The sequence below is a fragment of the Chryseobacterium carnipullorum genome (assembly GCF_003815695.1).
GTDB classification, from domain to species: domain Bacteria; phylum Bacteroidota; class Bacteroidia; order Flavobacteriales; family Weeksellaceae; genus Chryseobacterium; species Chryseobacterium carnipullorum.
The window spans coordinates 2,759,852-2,775,537 of record NZ_CP033920.1 but is presented as its reverse complement, the minus strand read 5'-3'; the positions used below and the strand labels follow the sequence as shown (position 1 = coordinate 2,775,537).

The following is a 15,686-nucleotide window of genomic DNA, read 5'->3' as shown; positions in this document are numbered from 1 at the left end:
AATTATCTTTTTACGCCTTTGGACTTTGCAGGGGCTTGAGACTTTTCCTGTTGTTCCTGCTGTTGCTTGTTTTTCGGTCTTTGTTGCCCCGATTTTAAAGGCTCATTGATTTTTTTGGTGGCTTCATTGGTTTTCCCTTCTGAATTGACAGCAGTTTGCGTTTTATGGGTTTCAGTAGGTTTTGCTCTTTCCTTGTATTGATTTGGAAATTCAAAATTTGTTTTACCATCTTCTTTATTGAAAGTGATGTAACCTTGATAAGGCTGTCCTTTTTTGTCTACCAATCCGTCAATGTAGATGGTTTGACCATTTTTAAAATCCTTATGTTGCTCATCGGTCAGTTCCTTACCACGGAAAGTTTTTGGAGCTTCTTGTGCTTGGTTCTGCTGATTGCTTTGTTGATTGTTCTGTCCGTTGCTTTGAGTTTGCTTGTTGGTGTTGCTTCTATCAAACAAAAACTCAACATAACGTTTGTCTGCATTAAACTGAACCGTTGCTGAAAATTCCGTTCCTTTGTTTGAAATCATACCCTCTAAATAAAGCGGTTTACCTTCCAATAATGTTTGTTTTTGGGCATCATTGAGTTTCACGCCTTTAATTTCATCAGGGATTTTTATGAAATCTGTCCGTAGGGCAATAATGTCGTTGGTAAGCCTATCTATACTGATGATGGATGGCATCATTTCGCCTGTTTTGGTGTTTTTTAAATCAACCACACGACCCATATTGCCAGTTGCAAGTAGATTTTTTTTGTCTTCATCGGTAAATTTGTGTCCGAAAAATTCAAAATGTAAGGTTGGTTCTTTTTTGATACCGTGAATTCCCACAACAACTTTTCCATCTTCGGCTTGCTGTAATGAAAGACGGGCATCAGTACGGAGAATTGAACCACCGAGATTAACGCCAATGGGCACAAGTTCGTTGGTCTTGAAGCCTTTTAATAAAGGTTCTAACAGATTTCTTTTTTCTAAAAATTCCTTGCTCAATCCAAGATTATTCATTGTGTCCCAATCAATTTGTTCCGGTTTGTAGCGGTATTCGCTAGTTTCCGCTGCTGTTTGTGTTGTTGCCATATCTTTTTGATTTTCTTGTTTATTATCCTGCTTTATTTCTGTTTTTATTTCGTGTTCTTGCATCACTTTTTCGCCTTCGGGAGTTGGCTTATTTACCTGTTTTTGCATTTCCTGTGCTTTTTCAACTGCGATAGGGGCAGGTACTTTAAAGAATGAAAAATTGGTAGGGTTCTTTAGTTGGCTGAAAAAATTGGAAAAAAAATTGGAAAAAAAATCGCCACCCTTATCCACACGCATAAACTGATTTTCATTTTTCTTGGTGGGGTCAACGGTTTCCATTTTCCCTTTCTCGTCGATACTTTTTACGGCTTGGATTTTCATTTTTTCTTTATCCAGCACTAATAATATGTCCGATAGTTGTTCGGGCATTTCCTGCGTATTTGCTGTTTCTTCGCTCATAATTTGAAAAATTTAAAATTCACTATCGAATGTAAAACAAGCATTTACTGGATTGGTGGAAATGGCATTAAAAGGCAGTATTTGTCATTTATTGGCGTTCATTTATTTAGTAGGAGGATTAAAACTTTCACGAATAAATTGATGTACATCGGAAAGTTTATAGTACAATTTTCCACTAATCGTATAATAAGGCAACTTCCCATTCGAACGATACCGCTGCAGAGAACGATTACTGATTTTAAGCATTTGAAGCAAATCCTGATTGTCCAATAATTCCTCGCCATCTATGCTGTTACGCTTTTTTTGCAACTCATTGATATTATCGCCCAGCATATCGAGGCGACCAATAAGGCGTTCCATCCACGCCAAAAATTCCATTCTATCAATATTCATAGCCATACATTTTATGGTTTCCCCAATTTCAGATTTCTTCCTTTTTCGATATAGCTTTTACCTTTTGCCATAAGTTCCTGCAAAAACTCATCACTACTCTCAATTGCATTTGCATTCAGCATATCTTTAATTGCACCGATGGTGTAGAAATACTGACCGTAGATTTTTGAATAGGCAATCTCGCCTTTGGTACGCATACGCCATAAGGTTTTCTCGCTTAGGCGTAGGTATTGAGATACCTCGTGGTTATTGAGCCACAAGTCATCATAACTTTTATCTTCCAATTTTTTCAGATAATCGGCAATGGCATTAATACTGTTATTTAACTTTAGCCAAGCTTCTTCTTCAATTGTGATTATTTTCATTGCATATCATTTAAAGTTCACTATGCAAAATTGTGAAAGGTGGCAGTGTTTGTCTGCCAATGCTTGCCCATTGGTTTTTGAAGTTTTTTGAAAAATTTCACAATCAAGTAAAACCTTTATCAGACAAGGTTTTTAAGGCATTTTGAATATTTAGTATTGAAGTTTTGGAAGAATTTACCAATTGGCAGATATGGGCAAAAAAAACAGTACTTTTTGAGTACTGCTTAAAATAAAAATATCCCCGAATTAACCTAAAGGTCTTTATCCATATATTCTTCGAGTGACAATTTGAGTTGGTCTAAAAATGCAGTTCGGGAGCCAGCCCTTGTTTTCATCCGGTGGAAAGAGTGATGTATATCATTTAAGGGTGTTTGGAAGAGGACTTGAAAAATCAAAGCTAATTTTCGGATACCAATTTTTCCGTAAGCCACGGAATTTGAAGCATAAAGAGCGTATATCAGTTCAATGAGTGCATTTTGTGAATTTGTCCACGAAATATCCTTGTTGGTTTCTAAATTTTGTAAAAGCGCATCGGGATTTTCTTCAGGATTTATTTTGGAAAGTAAATAAGTATAGATTAGTTCATTGGCAATTATATGGGCTATTTTGTGGTCATAATAGGTTGAGAAAGTTAGGTCAATTTCAAATACACCGCTCTTTAAACCATCGTGATAATTTATGTTTCCAAGTGTGAAATAGCTATGGTCACGGTCTGTTCTATTTGCACGATAATATCTGTAAAAATCTTCGTTGCAGATGTTTTCCTCGTATTCGGTTTTAAGAATTTTCAACTGTTTTTCGTAAAAACTTTGGTACATTTTGCCTTTGCTTGCAGGACAAGTTGTTTCAAGACGAAATACCTTATTGTAATAAATAAGTTTGCCTAAAATTTGCGGTTTAATGTTTTTAAAAAAGTCTATTTCTTGTTGTTCATTCTTAAAACCTGATTTTAAAACATCTGCTTTAATGTTATGCAACATCGTATTTAGAAATAAAGTCATTTGGTAAGCCTCGTCAGACGTCTGCATTATATGAGAAGAAAAAATATTTTCTTGATGCCGAATTTTTAATAATATTTCACTTAATAGGATTTCCATAGCGTAATCGATTTTAGGTTAACATTATTTGTTTTATAATCAAATCTTTGATTATTCAAAATTTGAAAAAAATAATGAAACCATTCCCACAGGTTCCCCCAAGGTGGGAATTTTTTTTTTTGAAGTGAAATTTCAAATACAAAAAAAGGCAGACAAAAAAAATGGACAAAGTGTTAGCCACATTGCCCATTAATCATTAAATTTGTAGTATTGATTTACAGGGGTAATTCAATGAAATCAAGCGCAGTAAGCACCATTACTAAATCGTTACCAACAGAGTTTTGCACTCTTGTAAGCTACTGTTTATTAGTCAATTTCGACTTGATTAATCTTTTTCTAATAAAAAAAGACCGGATTCTAAAATCCAGTCTTATTATAATTGATGTAGTAAATCTTAAGAATACTCAAATTTTCTTACGGCTTCAAGCGTCATTTCAATTTCTTTATCTTTGATTGCGTCGCTGATGAAATAGGTTTCGTAGCCACTTGGCGGAAGATAGATTCCATTTTGAAGCATCTGATGGAAGAAGTTATTGAATAAAGAATGGTTAGAAGCGGCGGCTTCATCAAAATTGGAAACGCTGTTGATGTGGAAAAATACCGACATCATCGATCCTTTTCTGTTGATTTTATGGGCAATTCCTTTTTCATTCAGAATTTTTCCGATCCCGAAATCCAGGGTCTCTGCTGTTTTATTAATTCTGTTAAAGAATTCTGGATCATTTTTAATCAGCTGTAGTGTTTTCAATCCAGCTCTCATTGCTAATGGATTACCGCTTAAGGTTCCCGCCTGATAAACGCCTCCTTTTGGCGCAAGATGGTCCATGATTTCGTTTCTTCCTGCAAAAGCCCCTACCGGAAGACCTCCCCCGATCACTTTTCCATAGGTCACTAAATCAGCTTTTACATTGTACAGTTCCTGTGCTCCTCCAAAAGCTAACCTGAAACCTGTCATCACTTCATCAAAAATCAACAAAGCTCCGTTTTCATCACAGATTTTTCTCAGATTCTGAAGAAAATTATTTTCAGGAAGTACGCAACCCATATTTCCGGCAACAGGTTCGATAATAATGGCTGCAATCTGTCCCTGATTATGACGGAACAAATCTTCTACCTGCTCAAAATCATTGTAGCGGGCCAGAAGAGTATCTTTAGCGGTTCCTTCTGTTACACCCGGAGAATTTGGATTTCCGAAAGTGGCAGCACCACTTCCTGCTTTGATCAGAAATGAATCTGAGTGGCCATGATAACAGCCTTCAAATTTAACGATCTTATCTCTTTTTGTAAATCCTCTTGCCAGTCTTACCGCACTCATACAGGCTTCTGTACCTGAAGAAACCATTCTGATCTGGTCAATATTAGGAACGTTTTCTACGATGAATTTAGCAATTTCTGTTTCCAGTTCTGTAGGCGCTCCAAAAGAAAAGCCTTTTTCAGCCTGTATTTTCAGTTCTTCCAGTACTTCAGGATGGGTATGTCCTAAGATAGCAGGTCCCCATGAATTGATGTAGTCGATATAGGTATTGTCATCTGCATCGGTAAGATAAGCGCCTTTTGCAGATTTCATAAATACAGGAACACCTCCTACTGATTTGAATGCGCGAACCGGAGAATTGACTCCTCCCGGAATGTATTTGTAGGCTTCATCGAATAAAGCCGAACTTCTTTGATACTTCATATTTTAGTTGAGTGTTGCAAGTTTATAATCTGGCCGTTAAAGAGTAACTGACCATGAGAAACTTACAACAAAAATTAGTTTCTAGGTTTTTTATCAATCAAATAAATCAGCTGGCCTGCAGATGGTTTTTGTCCTTCATCCATTCTGTTTTTTGCGTATAATTTATTCAATTTGATTCCGAATTTCTGTGCGATATCGTGCATATCTTCGCCGGATTCTGCTTTGTAAACGGCAGTATTTCCTGAAGAGTTTTTAGATTCAAGAAATACAATATCATTTTTCTTCAGAACATCGCTTTCGAGCTCATTCCATTTCATAAGTCTGCTTTCGCTTACCCGGAATTTATCTGCGATGAATTTAACATTCGTGTCCTCAGGAATGACGATATATCGTAAACCATCGTTGGGATGGGTTTTAATAAGAATCGAATTAAGGATTTCAGCTTTTGTTTTAATCCTTTCCACTCTCTTCTGTTGCTGCGCATAAGAAGTCTGTTTGTAAGGAACCTCAACAGTCACGGCATCTTTCGCTTTCTTACTGATGTTCTTTGAAGGTTCCAGCTGAGCCATAAACGCGCGGTCATCTTTCAGATCCGGGTACATTTTAAGAACGGCATACAAAACTTCTGTAGAGCTGGTATCATCGTACTCATACAGTCTGTACTTTTCAATTTTACTGATCAGGATGGAAGCGTAACGAGGATTGGTTGCATATCCTGCTTTTTTAAGGCCATGCGCCCACGCTTTGTAATCCTTCATATTGAGATTAAAGAGATTCGTGTAATATTTTCTTGTTGATAAAAATATAGAATGGTCTTCGTACGACTGTCTTGGGTCTTCATAGACGCGGAAACACTCATTGGGAGCATCATCTGTATGCTTCATGGTTTTTCCTGTCCAGTCTTCTTTACATTTTATTCCAAAGTGATTTTTGCCTTCCTGAGCCAGTCTGCTCTGCCCTCCTCCGGTCTCCAGGAGTCCCTGAGCCAATGTAATAGAAGCAGGAATTTTGTATTTTTCCATTTCTTCTACCGCATATTTAGCGAATTTTTGAATGTACTGGTCTTCAGTAGCCCAAGCCTGAGCTGAGAATTTTGATAAAACTAAAAGGCTTACGAGTAAGAAAAGTCTTTTCATGTTTTTCAATTTTTACTTATATAATTAAATTTCTATTCTGTTTTTCCAAAAGCAGATTGGCTCCTTCAATACCCTGCAAACCGCCGGTATGAAAGCACAAAATTCTACTGTTCTCAGGAAAATACCCTTCATCCACAAGTTCAAAAACTTTCTGCATCATCTTTCCTGTATACACCGGCTCCAAAGGGATACCGTACTTCTCTTTAAAATCATTGATAAAACGGATGTTTTCATCTTTTATTTTACCGTAACCTCCAAAACATGAATCTATTAGATTAAAATTTTGTATAGAAGTTAATTCTAAGATTTTATTCTCCAGTGAATCATCGTCAACGACCTTAAATCCTATTACTTTCTGATATTCTTCACAAAATTTCGCCATTCCGGCAACTGTTCCTCCGGTACCGACCGCGGTGCAAAGATAATCAAAATCTTTTGTTTGGTCATTGAGCATCATTTTAACCCCCTGTAAAGCCTCTTCATTAGTTCCGCCTTCCGGAACAATCAGCGCATCGGGAAACTCATTCTGTAGAAATTCGGTTAGTTTTTCTTTATGTCTGTATTCTTCTCTGGTGACAAATTTCAGATTCATTCCGTTTCTTTTGGCAAAAAGAAGGGTGGGATTATCCCGCCATTTATGTTCCAGTTCCTGTCCTCTTATTATTCCCAGCGTTGGAATACCCGATAAATTACCAACCGCAGAAACCGCGGCGATATGATTTGAAAAAGCGCCTCCAAATGTAATGATATAAGGATTCTCCGGACTTTTTTCCAGATAATTATTGATATTGTAAAACAGTTTCCAGTATTTGTTTCCTGAGATCTGGGGATGGATAAGGTCTTCTCTTTTGATGAAGAGTTTTATATTCTTATGCTGAATAGGGATTTCCTGAATCGGAATGGGTTCTGCCGGAACTTTTAATAGCATTTTTAAAGTTTAACTATTAGGTACAAAATTAATAAAAGATTTAGATGGGTTGGCTATGAATTTTGAAAAATGCATTTTAAAGGGATTGTGCTTTTTTTTAACGCAAGGTGGGCAAAGATTTTTGATAAGAATAATTGTTATAAGATCGCAAAGGCGTTAACACTCAGCAGCGGTTGAATGCTGATTTTGTAAGGAGACAGCATAGGGTCAGTCATCATTTTTTAAATGCAAAATAGAAATTTATTTTTCCCAAATCGGATTTCTATTTTCTTATAGAGGTTTACTGAAAATATCTTTTATCTTTTATCTTTTATCTTTTATCTTTTATCTTTTATCTTTTATCTTTTATCTTTTATCTTTTATCTTTTATCTTTTATCTTTTATCTTTCATCTTTTATCTTTCATCTTTCATCTTTTATCTTTTATCTTTTATAAATACTTCCTAAAGCTCCAGAATTTCCTTTTCTTCAGATAAATCAGATCCCGTTCATTGGCATACGCTTCTCTTTCAAACGAGATTCTTTGATAGGCCATGAAACCGTCTTTCAGTTTGAAAAACCAGTAGTAATATTCGATGACATAAAAAATATAAAAGAAAATAACGAGCATTTCGAGCTGTTGTCTCAAATGGATTTTTTCGTGATTGATAAGTACTTTATTTTCCTTATCTTCGGGTTTCCTAATGAAGATAAAGGGAAAGAGAGCAATGCCGTTAATTTTTAATTTCTTTAATGGCTTTTGGCATATAATTATCATACTAACAAATATAAAGTTTTTTGACTTAGAGATTTAACTTATGGCCCAATATGATATCAAAGAAGGTGAAGACTTCTACTATAATGAACAGGGGTACAAGGTTTTTACAGAAAAATTCCATCTGAAAAGGGGACATTGCTGTAAAAGTGGTTGCAGACACTGTCCTTACGGGTACGATAAAAAGACTGATACATTCATTAAAAACGATAAAAAAAATAAATAAAATGAAAAAATATATTTTTATTTTGTTAGCATCGGCTGCATTAGGCCTTACATCGTGCAGTCCTTTCCAGGTGCGTTCAGATTATGCGCAATCTGCGAATTTTACGACTTATAAAACGTATAAGATCAGAATTGACGATCTTAAACTGAATGATATTGATAAAGACAGGGTTTTAAACGAACTGTCGAGACAGCTTCAGAGCAAGGGACTTCAGTCCGGCGAAAATCCTGATCTGATTGTCAATGTAAAAGCGAATCATAAAAAGGTGACCGATATCAACAGCAGCTCTCCTTACGGCATGTGGGGATGGGGCGGCCCTTTCGGATGGGGCGTTGGGATGAGCAGAACATGGACCAGCAATTATAACGAAGGTGCTCTGATTGTTGACCTTATCGATTCTAAAACCAACAAACTGGTTTGGCAGGGTATCGGAAGCGGAATTTCCGTGGATTCTCCAAAAGCCAAGCAGAGACAAATTCCTGAGATCATGGCTGAGATCATGAAAAACTATCCTCCTCAGAGAAAATAATTTTTATTTAAATCAACCGATTATATAAAACGCCGATACAGAAAATTGTATCGGCGTTGACTATTTTAGCGAAACCTTACTTTCTATTTTGATTTGTCTAAGTAATAGATCAATTTATCATTCCTGTTGGTGACAAATTCTTTTCCGTTTTTATTGATCCTGCAGACTAAAACTCCCTGATTATAGGTGTCCCAGATTTTAAATTTATATGACCTCTGTTTTGTGTATACAGTAACGAAGTATTCTTTTTCTTTTGACAGGATGGTTGACCCAGGTAAATTCATCAAATTTCAATTCCTCAAAAAGCTGATGGCACTCTTTATTACTGACAATCTGATTATCAACAACGATTCCTGTCACATTTGAAAATATTTCGTGGTTATAAGAATTGTACTCTTTAAAATCATACCTAACTTTTACAAAGTATCCGGTCAGCAGCAATGCATATATAGGGAATGGAATATAAAAATTTATTTTTTCTACTTCATTACGACAGGAAGCAGGTTCGTTAAAATCAAAAAAACGAAAACAATTCCTATATAGATACTTCGTGGTATTAACTTGTAATTATAGAATTAAAATTTTTACCAATATGATGAGCATTATTAAATGTCCAAACATTTTTCGCCATTGTAATGGTATGCATAAAAAAAGCATGCTTTACATGATAAAATTAACAGTAATGTAATTTCTTATTCGTGAAAATAGAGTATTCTTACAGAAATTTTATGAGTATGAAAAAATTAATATTATGTACTGTGATAGCCGGGTTTGCCAATGCCCAGGCTCCTGCAGGCTATTACAATTCAGCCAACGGATTGAGTGGTGCTTCACTGAAAACAGCATTAAGTTCTATTATCACCAACGGACATCAGGATAAAGGATACAACGGACTCTGGACGGGCTATAAAATGACGGATATTGATAAGAATTATGAAAACGACGGGTCTATCATGGATATTTATTCAGAAAAACCTTCGGGAACAGATCCATATAAATATACCCCCGGTACCAACCAGTGCGGAACATATTCTGTAGAAGGAAACTGCTACAACAGAGAACACATTGTTCCTCAAAGCTTATTCAATGAATCTTCACCCATGGTCTCAGACATTCATTTCATCAGAGCAACAGATGGAAAGGTGAATGGAATGAGAAGTAATTATCCTTTCGGAAAGGTAGGTTCAGCAACATTTACTTCCAAAAACGGATCAAAGCTGGGAAGCTCTTCCTCTTCAGGATATGCAGGGACAGTTTTTGAGCCGATTGATGAATTTAAAGGCGATGTAGCAAGGATGATCTTTTATTTTGTTACCCGCTACCAAAGCAAACTTTCTTCTTTTTCTTCCGGTAATATGCTGGGCAGTTCAACATTTCCGGGATTACAGACCTGGGAGCTGAATGTTCTTCTGGCATGGCACAATCAGGATCCTGTTTCACCAGCAGAAATCAGCAGAAATAATGCGTCTTACAATTATCAGGGAAATAGAAATCCGTTCATTGATAACCCTAATTATGTCAATCAAATCTGGGGTACTTCCAATCCGGGAACCACTGATCCGGGAACGCCGATTCCTAATCCGGGTACAGGCTGCGTGAATGAAACTTTCGAAAGTATTCCTGCCGCCAATGCTTCTTATACAACAAGGACGTGGACTGGAAGCGGTATTTCATGGACGGCTACCGATGCAAGAACAGATCAGACCATCAACAATAAAGCGATTACCGTGAGAGATGGTTCTTTAACATCCGGTACTTCAGCAAATGGAATCGGATCACTGACGGTCACTACCCAACTTAAATTTTCAGGAAGTAACGGGACATTTGATGTAAAAGTCAACGGAACAACAGTAGGAACTATTCCTTACAGCGCGACCGCTGCAACGACAACGATTAATAACATCAATATTTCAGGAAATGTTACGGTAAGTCTTGTTAACAGCTCATCAAGCAACAGAGTGGCTATCGATGATCTTCAATGGACATGTTATTCAGGAAGTTCCAAACAGGCTCAAAAAGCAGCAATGGATCAAAGTGCTATTCAGGAGCTTCAGGTCTACCCTAACCCAATTTCAGGACAGGAAATCTTTGTAAAAGGGGACACGCAGCATATTAAAAAAGCAGAAATTTATAATCTTCAGGGGAAAACACTTGAGACGATTAACAGTCCTTTTAAAAATGGAAATTCTATTAAGATCAAAAATCTTGCGCAGGGAATTTATATTTTAAAGCTTGATCAATCTACGTTGAAGTTGATTGTGAAATAAATAATTTTTAAGTATAATTTAAGCCGGTTCAAAAATTTTTGAACCGGCTCTTTATTTTTTGATGCAAAGTTTATTTAGAGTTTGCCTTTTAAGGAAGGCAAAAGTCAATTTAAAAATGTTTCCGTACTTTTTTAGAGGGAAATGTGCTTAGATCTCATTCGCTATTTAAGTTTTATATATTTATTTTCCATTCCTTCATAGAGAATGGTCAATGTATCATTTTTAATACTGTACTGACTTTCAGAGGTTTCTTTCGTGTCCTGATCTGCGCTGATTATTTTATTATTTTGAACTTCAAAAGTTGATTCTATGGTATTCTGCATTTTACCTTCTCCCAGATGTTGACGAAAATGACCGTCTTTTGTGAATTCCAGAACTATCTTATCCATTGAACTTCCCGTTTGCGAATCTTTCAGAAGGCCTCCCCATTTCCCTATAAGCTTAGGATCTTTCTTTTTTTGCGAATGACAGTTGAATGCCAAAATGCATCCTAAAATCATTAAAATAGGTTTCATCATATTTCTTATTATTATTTTAAACCCAATAATTATCTTCAATTACAGTTCAAAGACAGTTCTTTTCTCAGCCAATTCTTAGCTTTATGATAGTTGAATATATCAGCTATTAAAAAACCTAATGGTATTAATGAAATGGAAGCTATCAGAAGTCTATCCGTAAAACCAACGATATGGGGCTTATGATCAATTTTTATGACCTCGACAAATAAAGCCGGTAATATGCTTATCCCCAGTGTAACTGCAATGCATAAAGCTATTGAAAAGTAATTAGGTTGATAACGAACAGTTACTTTCGACCTGTTCCCTGATGGAATAAAGGATATTTTTGAAGATAAGTAGAAAAGAGACTTTGAAAACCCATTGTTTTTAAAATGAAATGATACATACCTGATCCCACCTTCTCTTCTCATATTGATGTATCGGTAGCTCATGTATGTAAACCGCTTATAAAACTCCTCTTCAGAAAGATTGGTCTCACAGTTTTCTTCGTAGATTAAAAAATATTTAAACATTAATAGATTTCAAATTCTGTTTTTCCTTTTGGGATATGTAATAAATAATCCAGCTCAGCTCCGGTCCAGCTTCCATCTTTCTTAAATTTACAAAGTAACGCAGAAGCTCCTCTGAAGCCTTTGTCTTTTTTGATACTTTTTAATCCTACCAGCTTTCCATCTCCGTAGAAAACCAATTCGTAGTTACTCAACGGCATAAATTCTAAATTTTCGGCTTTTGCAATAGAGATCAGTTCATCCCAGCCTTCCTGTACTTCATCTTTATCAAAATACTGAGCGACTGCCTGGTCTTTTATTTTATTGTAAGAAAACTGTGCAATTTTATCCAGATCTTTTGCTTTAAATGCAGCCTCAATCATTTTATACGCTTCAAGTACCTTAGCTTCCAATATTTTTTTGTCAAAATTTCTAAGATCCTGGCTGTCTTTCCAGCCTTCAATAGTAAAAGGTACATTGGACAGCTTAAATGTTTTTGTTTCTTCAAAACGATCTTTCCCTGCCTCTTTAAATAATTTATCCTTATCCTTTGGTGCGTTATAAACAAATAAGTTATCCTGCTGTTTTTCAGCTGAAAGCTTATCCGTATTTTCATAAGATTCCACTTTTACATCAAACTCTGTCTGAGTGTCCAATTTTCCCAGATCTTCCCGTGGATAAAGTACAACTTTTAATGTGTTGGTATTTCCGGTAAGGTATGGATTGATCTCATTTCCTGTACTAAACGATTCATTATTAAAGCTTTTCGTCACTTTAATATCATTTATAAAAATTTCAAAATTGCACATCCCGTTCGTATGGTAAATAACATATTTAGGTTCCTTTGGATAGTGCTTAATATTCTGAAGGGTTTTCTCTATTATATTTTTAGAATTAATTTCTGAATTCTGTTTCATATTTAATTGATTGTTAGAAGTTTGAGAGCAGCTTAAAGTTGTTAATAAAATGGTTAATAATAAAATATATCTTTTCATAACATTATATTTTCAATAAATAAATTTTAAATAATCTAACTCTATCCGGAGCAAGCAGTTCATATTCTTTGGGTTTACCTTTTTCATCTTCTGTACTAACGTCAAAAATTGTGTATTTAATAATCATCAATTTCGCTTTAGCACTCAAAGTTACCTTAAGTCCTGAGAAAGAGATATAATTCTCTATGTAAAAGCCCTCTGTATCTTTTCCGTAGGATTGGTATAATCCAATTAAAGCGCTGCCTTTAAACTCAAGATTTCCTTCAAATTTATGATAAATCAGACCAAAAATGAAATCTTCATACGCCATTTTCAGTTTTACTTCCGCTGCTAACTTTACATACTGACCATAGGCGACCACTCCCCTCGCTTCATCATAAAAATTTCCTGCTTGTTTTGAAAAAGCATAAGACTTCGTGAGGAAATTATATTTTATGTTTTGCTCTATACTTATCCCTCCCACAATCGATATGGAAGCCGCAATATTATTGAGTTTATCCTCGTAGGTTCCCTTTGCTTTATCCCTTATATCTTCAAAGTCTTTTTGTTTTTGTTTGCCGGTAATCTTATCTTTTACAGTTTTATCGGTAATATAATCTAACAGGTCAAATTCCTTTTTATACTCTACTGCCACTACAGGTTCTATTTTCAGATCTGCTTCCCACACCAGGGCAATTCTTCCGTCTGCCTGTTTATAATAGTAGAGACCGCTCCTGTAGGCCATAGAGGGGCCTAATATTTCAACATCTTCAGGTAAGCTGTCCATTACCTTTTTTAACTTTTTCAATCCTTTCGCCAGCTTTTTGATTTTCTTAAGCTTGCTTATTCCACTTCGTCCTCTGGTAAGAAGCAGAATAAGGATTTCTATGACAATCTGAAGGCAGACAAAACCGTACATTGCGGCACTTGTTGCATATTTGGTATATTTTGTTTGAGCAATAAAATCTACGGTAGTTCCTGTAAGACTTAAAGCGGTACCTTTCTTCTCCTGGGTACGATTGTGAATAGCATGCAAACCTATTTCAATTTTTTGAGCTTCCGCTTTTATATAATCGAGCAGGACTCTTTTTGCCATATAATCCACCATACTCAGAGAGGTCCATTTATAGATACTGTCTATTAAGGATTCAAATTCCGGCGCGAGTCCCTTTTGGAGACTAAGACTATGATTGTGGAAGAAATAATCTTCTTCATAATCATATTTTCCGTGAGCCAGCCAGACAATGTCGGGATATGTTTTTACATGTATTGTGGGTTTATTATCTTGTGGATAATAGGTACAACTGTTGATGTAGAAATAGTAGCTTTTGTGTATGGAGGAAAAGTAGTTGATGTATTTTCCAAAATAAAGTATATAATTTTTGATAAAATCATCTCCTATATTCGCATTTACAGGATAAGTGATTGTATTTTTCGGCTCTGTTTTGGAAATCGTACCATCCAATACTTTAATTTCATCTTTATGCCTACCGCGGCAACCTTTTCTTTCCTTACCTACCGCACTTACGGTCAATTTCTTTGTTTTGCCTGCAAAGGGTGCAATGGTTTCAAAAACAATAGGTGAGAAAGTATTTTCATAATAGTTAAACCGAATAGAAGCCCGTCTGTTCTCCTGATGTTGTGCTTCAGTAAGATTTGTACCTTTATGTTTTAGCTGGCTTTCTCCATGCCCATGACATTCAAACTTTGAACTCTCCAGTCCATTGCTTTTGAAAAAGTTCATGATGGCTTCTGCTCTATCCTGAGACAGTTTGAGGTTATAGTTTCCAGGTCCTCTCTCATCCGCATGTCCATCTATTATAATTCTGGAATGCTGGTTGGCTCTCAGTAATGAAATCAAGGGATTCAATACACTTTGTGCGTCTCCCCGCACGCCTGTTTTACCAAAATCAAAAAATATAAAATGTTTTTCCTCCAGAGGGGTGGTAGAAATAGGTTTAACCTTTGTTTTCCCATCAACAAAAACGGGGAACTCATCAATTTCATTGATCTTAATCTGTTTAAATGTACAGGATCCTACTCTTGCAATATTGGTATTAGGTTGCCCTATAATCAGAGGCGTCTGATTGGAAGGCTTTGTCTTGTTGACCGCTTTCAGCTGATTCTTAATATTAAGATATTGGCCGTGTCTGTCACTACCTTCTTTATCTTTGAGATAGGGACCGTTTTTTCTTTTAATTTTCACATAAAATTCTTCATTATCCTGAATCTGCTTTATGTGGGCTTTCCACTGTGAAGTATTGGGGATTTCAAGGTTGATCTGCCCGTCCTTAACTTCTACATTGTATATAGTACGCATCTTGTAGTCTCCGTTCCACATCTCATTGTGAACTTCTATGACCACTATTTCTCCGTTAATACCTTCTGTTCTGGCATGAAAATGTACAACCTCTCCATAGGCTAAACCGAAGTTTTGGCTATCTTTATTTTTAATGGTTTTTCCTCCCCTGGTTCTGCTCCAAGCACTGGAAACAATAAGTGGATCACAATATCCGCTTAAGAACAACCCTGTAAAAGAGGAGTCGGGTTTTCCTGTCATGCTTGCTTCAATGTAATAAGGGTAACCACAAAGATTTTTAGGGATCTTATAAGAGAACAGTTTATCCGTCATACACTCAAGCCTGTCAACGATATTTTTTCTATCCTTATCTAAAACAATCCAGTAAATTTTTCCTTTTTTCTGGGCATCCGTTGTTTCATTATGCCATTCCTTGATATGAAAATGTGCTTTTTTATTGGCTGGGACGCATGCCCATCTATCCGGACTAAATTTGGAATTTGAACTATTAGCTTCATTCGCTATGGAGACAAATTTTATTTTTTTTATTCCTTTTGGCATAA

Annotated in this window: 16 protein-coding genes; 3 read left to right on the top strand and 13 right to left on the bottom strand. The window is 35.9% G+C overall.

The genetic code is table 11. From position 1 onward, the window contains the following. Nucleotides 1-2 precede the first annotated feature (2 nt). From EG346_RS12685 to EG346_RS12640, 8 genes are all read right to left on the bottom strand, one after another. The gene (locus EG346_RS12685; protein ID WP_123879053.1) at nucleotides 3-1,472 is read right to left on the bottom strand and encodes a DUF3945 domain-containing protein; all 1,470 of its coding nucleotides are present in this window, start codon (nucleotides 1,470-1,472) and stop codon (nucleotides 3-5) included. A 102-nt stretch (nucleotides 1,473-1,574) separates the two neighbouring features. Then, on the bottom strand, nucleotides 1,575-1,865 hold the full coding sequence (locus EG346_RS12680; RefSeq protein WP_074230273.1) for a helix-turn-helix domain-containing protein: 291 nt from the start codon (nucleotides 1,863-1,865) through the stop codon (nucleotides 1,575-1,577). 11 nt (nucleotides 1,866-1,876) lie between these two features. Next, nucleotides 1,877-2,230 carry a helix-turn-helix domain-containing protein gene (locus tag EG346_RS12675; protein WP_074229993.1) on the bottom strand — a complete coding sequence of 118 codons (354 nt, stop codon included), beginning with the start codon at nucleotides 2,228-2,230 and terminating at the stop codon, nucleotides 1,877-1,879. A 251-nt stretch (nucleotides 2,231-2,481) separates the two neighbouring features. After that, entirely contained in the window at nucleotides 2,482-3,327 is an 846-nt protein-coding gene (locus EG346_RS12670; protein WP_078674553.1) for an RteC domain-containing protein, read from the bottom strand. 394 nt (nucleotides 3,328-3,721) lie between these two features. Next, a complete protein-coding gene (hemL, locus tag EG346_RS12660) occupies nucleotides 3,722-5,005 on the bottom strand; it encodes a glutamate-1-semialdehyde 2,1-aminomutase (protein WP_123879049.1) in 1,284 nt (427 codons plus the stop codon). 74 nt (nucleotides 5,006-5,079) lie between these two features. After that, nucleotides 5,080-6,141, bottom strand: coding sequence for a glucosaminidase domain-containing protein (locus EG346_RS12655; RefSeq protein WP_123879047.1), 1,062 nt, complete (start codon nucleotides 6,139-6,141; stop codon nucleotides 5,080-5,082). Nucleotides 6,142-6,157: 16 nt separating this feature from the next. After that, nucleotides 6,158-7,069 (bottom strand): 1-aminocyclopropane-1-carboxylate deaminase/D-cysteine desulfhydrase, encoded by a 912-nt coding sequence (locus tag EG346_RS12650; RefSeq protein WP_123879045.1) that lies wholly within the window; start codon nucleotides 7,067-7,069, stop codon nucleotides 6,158-6,160. Nucleotides 7,070-7,498: 429 nt separating this feature from the next. Next, a complete protein-coding gene (locus tag EG346_RS12640) occupies nucleotides 7,499-7,825 on the bottom strand; it encodes a hypothetical protein (RefSeq protein ID WP_073333238.1) in 327 nt (108 codons plus the stop codon). A gap of 40 nt (nucleotides 7,826-7,865) precedes the next feature. Here EG346_RS12640 and EG346_RS12635 point away from each other — a divergent pair, with 40 nt between their 5' ends. Further along, entirely contained in the window at nucleotides 7,866-8,048 is a 183-nt protein-coding gene (locus tag EG346_RS12635; RefSeq protein WP_076510366.1) for a C1orf53 family protein, read from the top strand. Nucleotide 8,049: 1 nt separating this feature from the next. Continuing rightward, nucleotides 8,050-8,577, top strand: coding sequence for a DUF4136 domain-containing protein (locus EG346_RS12630; RefSeq protein ID WP_073333245.1), 528 nt, complete (start codon nucleotides 8,050-8,052; stop codon nucleotides 8,575-8,577). 83 nt (nucleotides 8,578-8,660) lie between these two features. Here the strand turns inward: EG346_RS12630 and EG346_RS12625 are convergent, their stop codons facing one another. After that, nucleotides 8,661-8,861, bottom strand: a complete 201-nt coding sequence (locus EG346_RS12625; protein ID WP_123879043.1) for a hypothetical protein — start codon at nucleotides 8,859-8,861, stop codon at nucleotides 8,661-8,663. Between the two features lie 450 nt (nucleotides 8,862-9,311). Here EG346_RS12625 and EG346_RS12620 point away from each other — a divergent pair, with 450 nt between their 5' ends. Beyond that, a complete protein-coding gene (locus tag EG346_RS12620) occupies nucleotides 9,312-10,844 on the top strand; it encodes an endonuclease (protein WP_123879041.1) in 1,533 nt (510 codons plus the stop codon). Between the two features lie 161 nt (nucleotides 10,845-11,005). On the opposite strand, the gene EG346_RS12615 is transcribed toward EG346_RS12620, so the two are convergent. The 4 genes from EG346_RS12615 to EG346_RS12600 all read right to left on the bottom strand — a co-directional run bounded on the left by EG346_RS12615 (nucleotide 11,006) and on the right by EG346_RS12600 (nucleotide 15,684). Then, complete coding sequence (locus EG346_RS12615; protein ID WP_123879039.1) at nucleotides 11,006-11,362, bottom strand: hypothetical protein; 357 nt, start codon at nucleotides 11,360-11,362, stop codon at nucleotides 11,006-11,008. A 35-nt stretch (nucleotides 11,363-11,397) separates the two neighbouring features. Then, nucleotides 11,398-11,874, bottom strand: a complete 477-nt coding sequence (locus EG346_RS12610) for a hypothetical protein (RefSeq protein ID WP_123879037.1) — start codon at nucleotides 11,872-11,874, stop codon at nucleotides 11,398-11,400. Further along, a complete protein-coding gene (locus tag EG346_RS12605; protein ID WP_123879035.1) occupies nucleotides 11,874-12,767 on the bottom strand; it encodes a hypothetical protein in 894 nt (297 codons plus the stop codon). Before EG346_RS12605 ends, EG346_RS12610 begins: the two co-directional genes overlap by 1 nt. A gap of 82 nt (nucleotides 12,768-12,849) precedes the next feature. Further along, nucleotides 12,850-15,684: an OmpA family protein gene (locus EG346_RS12600; protein ID WP_123879033.1), complete on the bottom strand. Its 2,835-nt coding sequence runs from the start codon at nucleotides 15,682-15,684 to the stop codon at nucleotides 12,850-12,852. Nucleotides 15,685-15,686: the final 2 nt, after the last annotated feature.

Excerpts from the sequence above, each read along its gene's own strand:
- EG346_RS12685 (WP_123879053.1), bottom strand. The coding sequence starts at position 1,472 with ATGAGCGAAGAAACAGCAAATACGCAGGAAATGCCCGAACAACTATCG.
- EG346_RS12680 (WP_074230273.1), bottom strand. The coding sequence starts at position 1,865 with ATGAATATTGATAGAATGGAATTTTTGGCGTGGATGGAACGCCTTATT.
- EG346_RS12675 (WP_074229993.1), bottom strand. The coding sequence starts at position 2,230 with ATGAAAATAATCACAATTGAAGAAGAAGCTTGGCTAAAGTTAAATAAC.
- EG346_RS12670 (WP_078674553.1), bottom strand. The coding sequence starts at position 3,327 with ATGGAAATCCTATTAAGTGAAATATTATTAAAAATTCGGCATCAAGAA.
- hemL (WP_123879049.1), bottom strand. The coding sequence starts at position 5,005 with ATGAAGTATCAAAGAAGTTCGGCTTTATTCGATGAAGCCTACAAATAC.
- EG346_RS12655 (WP_123879047.1), bottom strand. The coding sequence starts at position 6,141 with ATGAAAAGACTTTTCTTACTCGTAAGCCTTTTAGTTTTATCAAAATTC.
- EG346_RS12650 (WP_123879045.1), bottom strand. The coding sequence starts at position 7,069 with ATGCTATTAAAAGTTCCGGCAGAACCCATTCCGATTCAGGAAATCCCT.
- EG346_RS12640 (WP_073333238.1), bottom strand. The coding sequence starts at position 7,825 with ATGATAATTATATGCCAAAAGCCATTAAAGAAATTAAAAATTAACGGC.
- EG346_RS12635 (WP_076510366.1), top strand. The coding sequence starts at position 7,866 with ATGGCCCAATATGATATCAAAGAAGGTGAAGACTTCTACTATAATGAA.
- EG346_RS12630 (WP_073333245.1), top strand. The coding sequence starts at position 8,050 with ATGAAAAAATATATTTTTATTTTGTTAGCATCGGCTGCATTAGGCCTT.
- EG346_RS12625 (WP_123879043.1), bottom strand. The coding sequence starts at position 8,861 with ATGAATTTACCTGGGTCAACCATCCTGTCAAAAGAAAAAGAATACTTC.
- EG346_RS12620 (WP_123879041.1), top strand. The coding sequence starts at position 9,312 with ATGAAAAAATTAATATTATGTACTGTGATAGCCGGGTTTGCCAATGCC.
- EG346_RS12615 (WP_123879039.1), bottom strand. The coding sequence starts at position 11,362 with ATGATGAAACCTATTTTAATGATTTTAGGATGCATTTTGGCATTCAAC.
- EG346_RS12610 (WP_123879037.1), bottom strand. The coding sequence starts at position 11,874 with ATGTTTAAATATTTTTTAATCTACGAAGAAAACTGTGAGACCAATCTT.
- EG346_RS12605 (WP_123879035.1), bottom strand. The coding sequence starts at position 12,767 with ATGAAACAGAATTCAGAAATTAATTCTAAAAATATAATAGAGAAAACC.
- EG346_RS12600 (WP_123879033.1), bottom strand. The coding sequence starts at position 15,684 with ATGCCAAAAGGAATAAAAAAAATAAAATTTGTCTCCATAGCGAATGAA.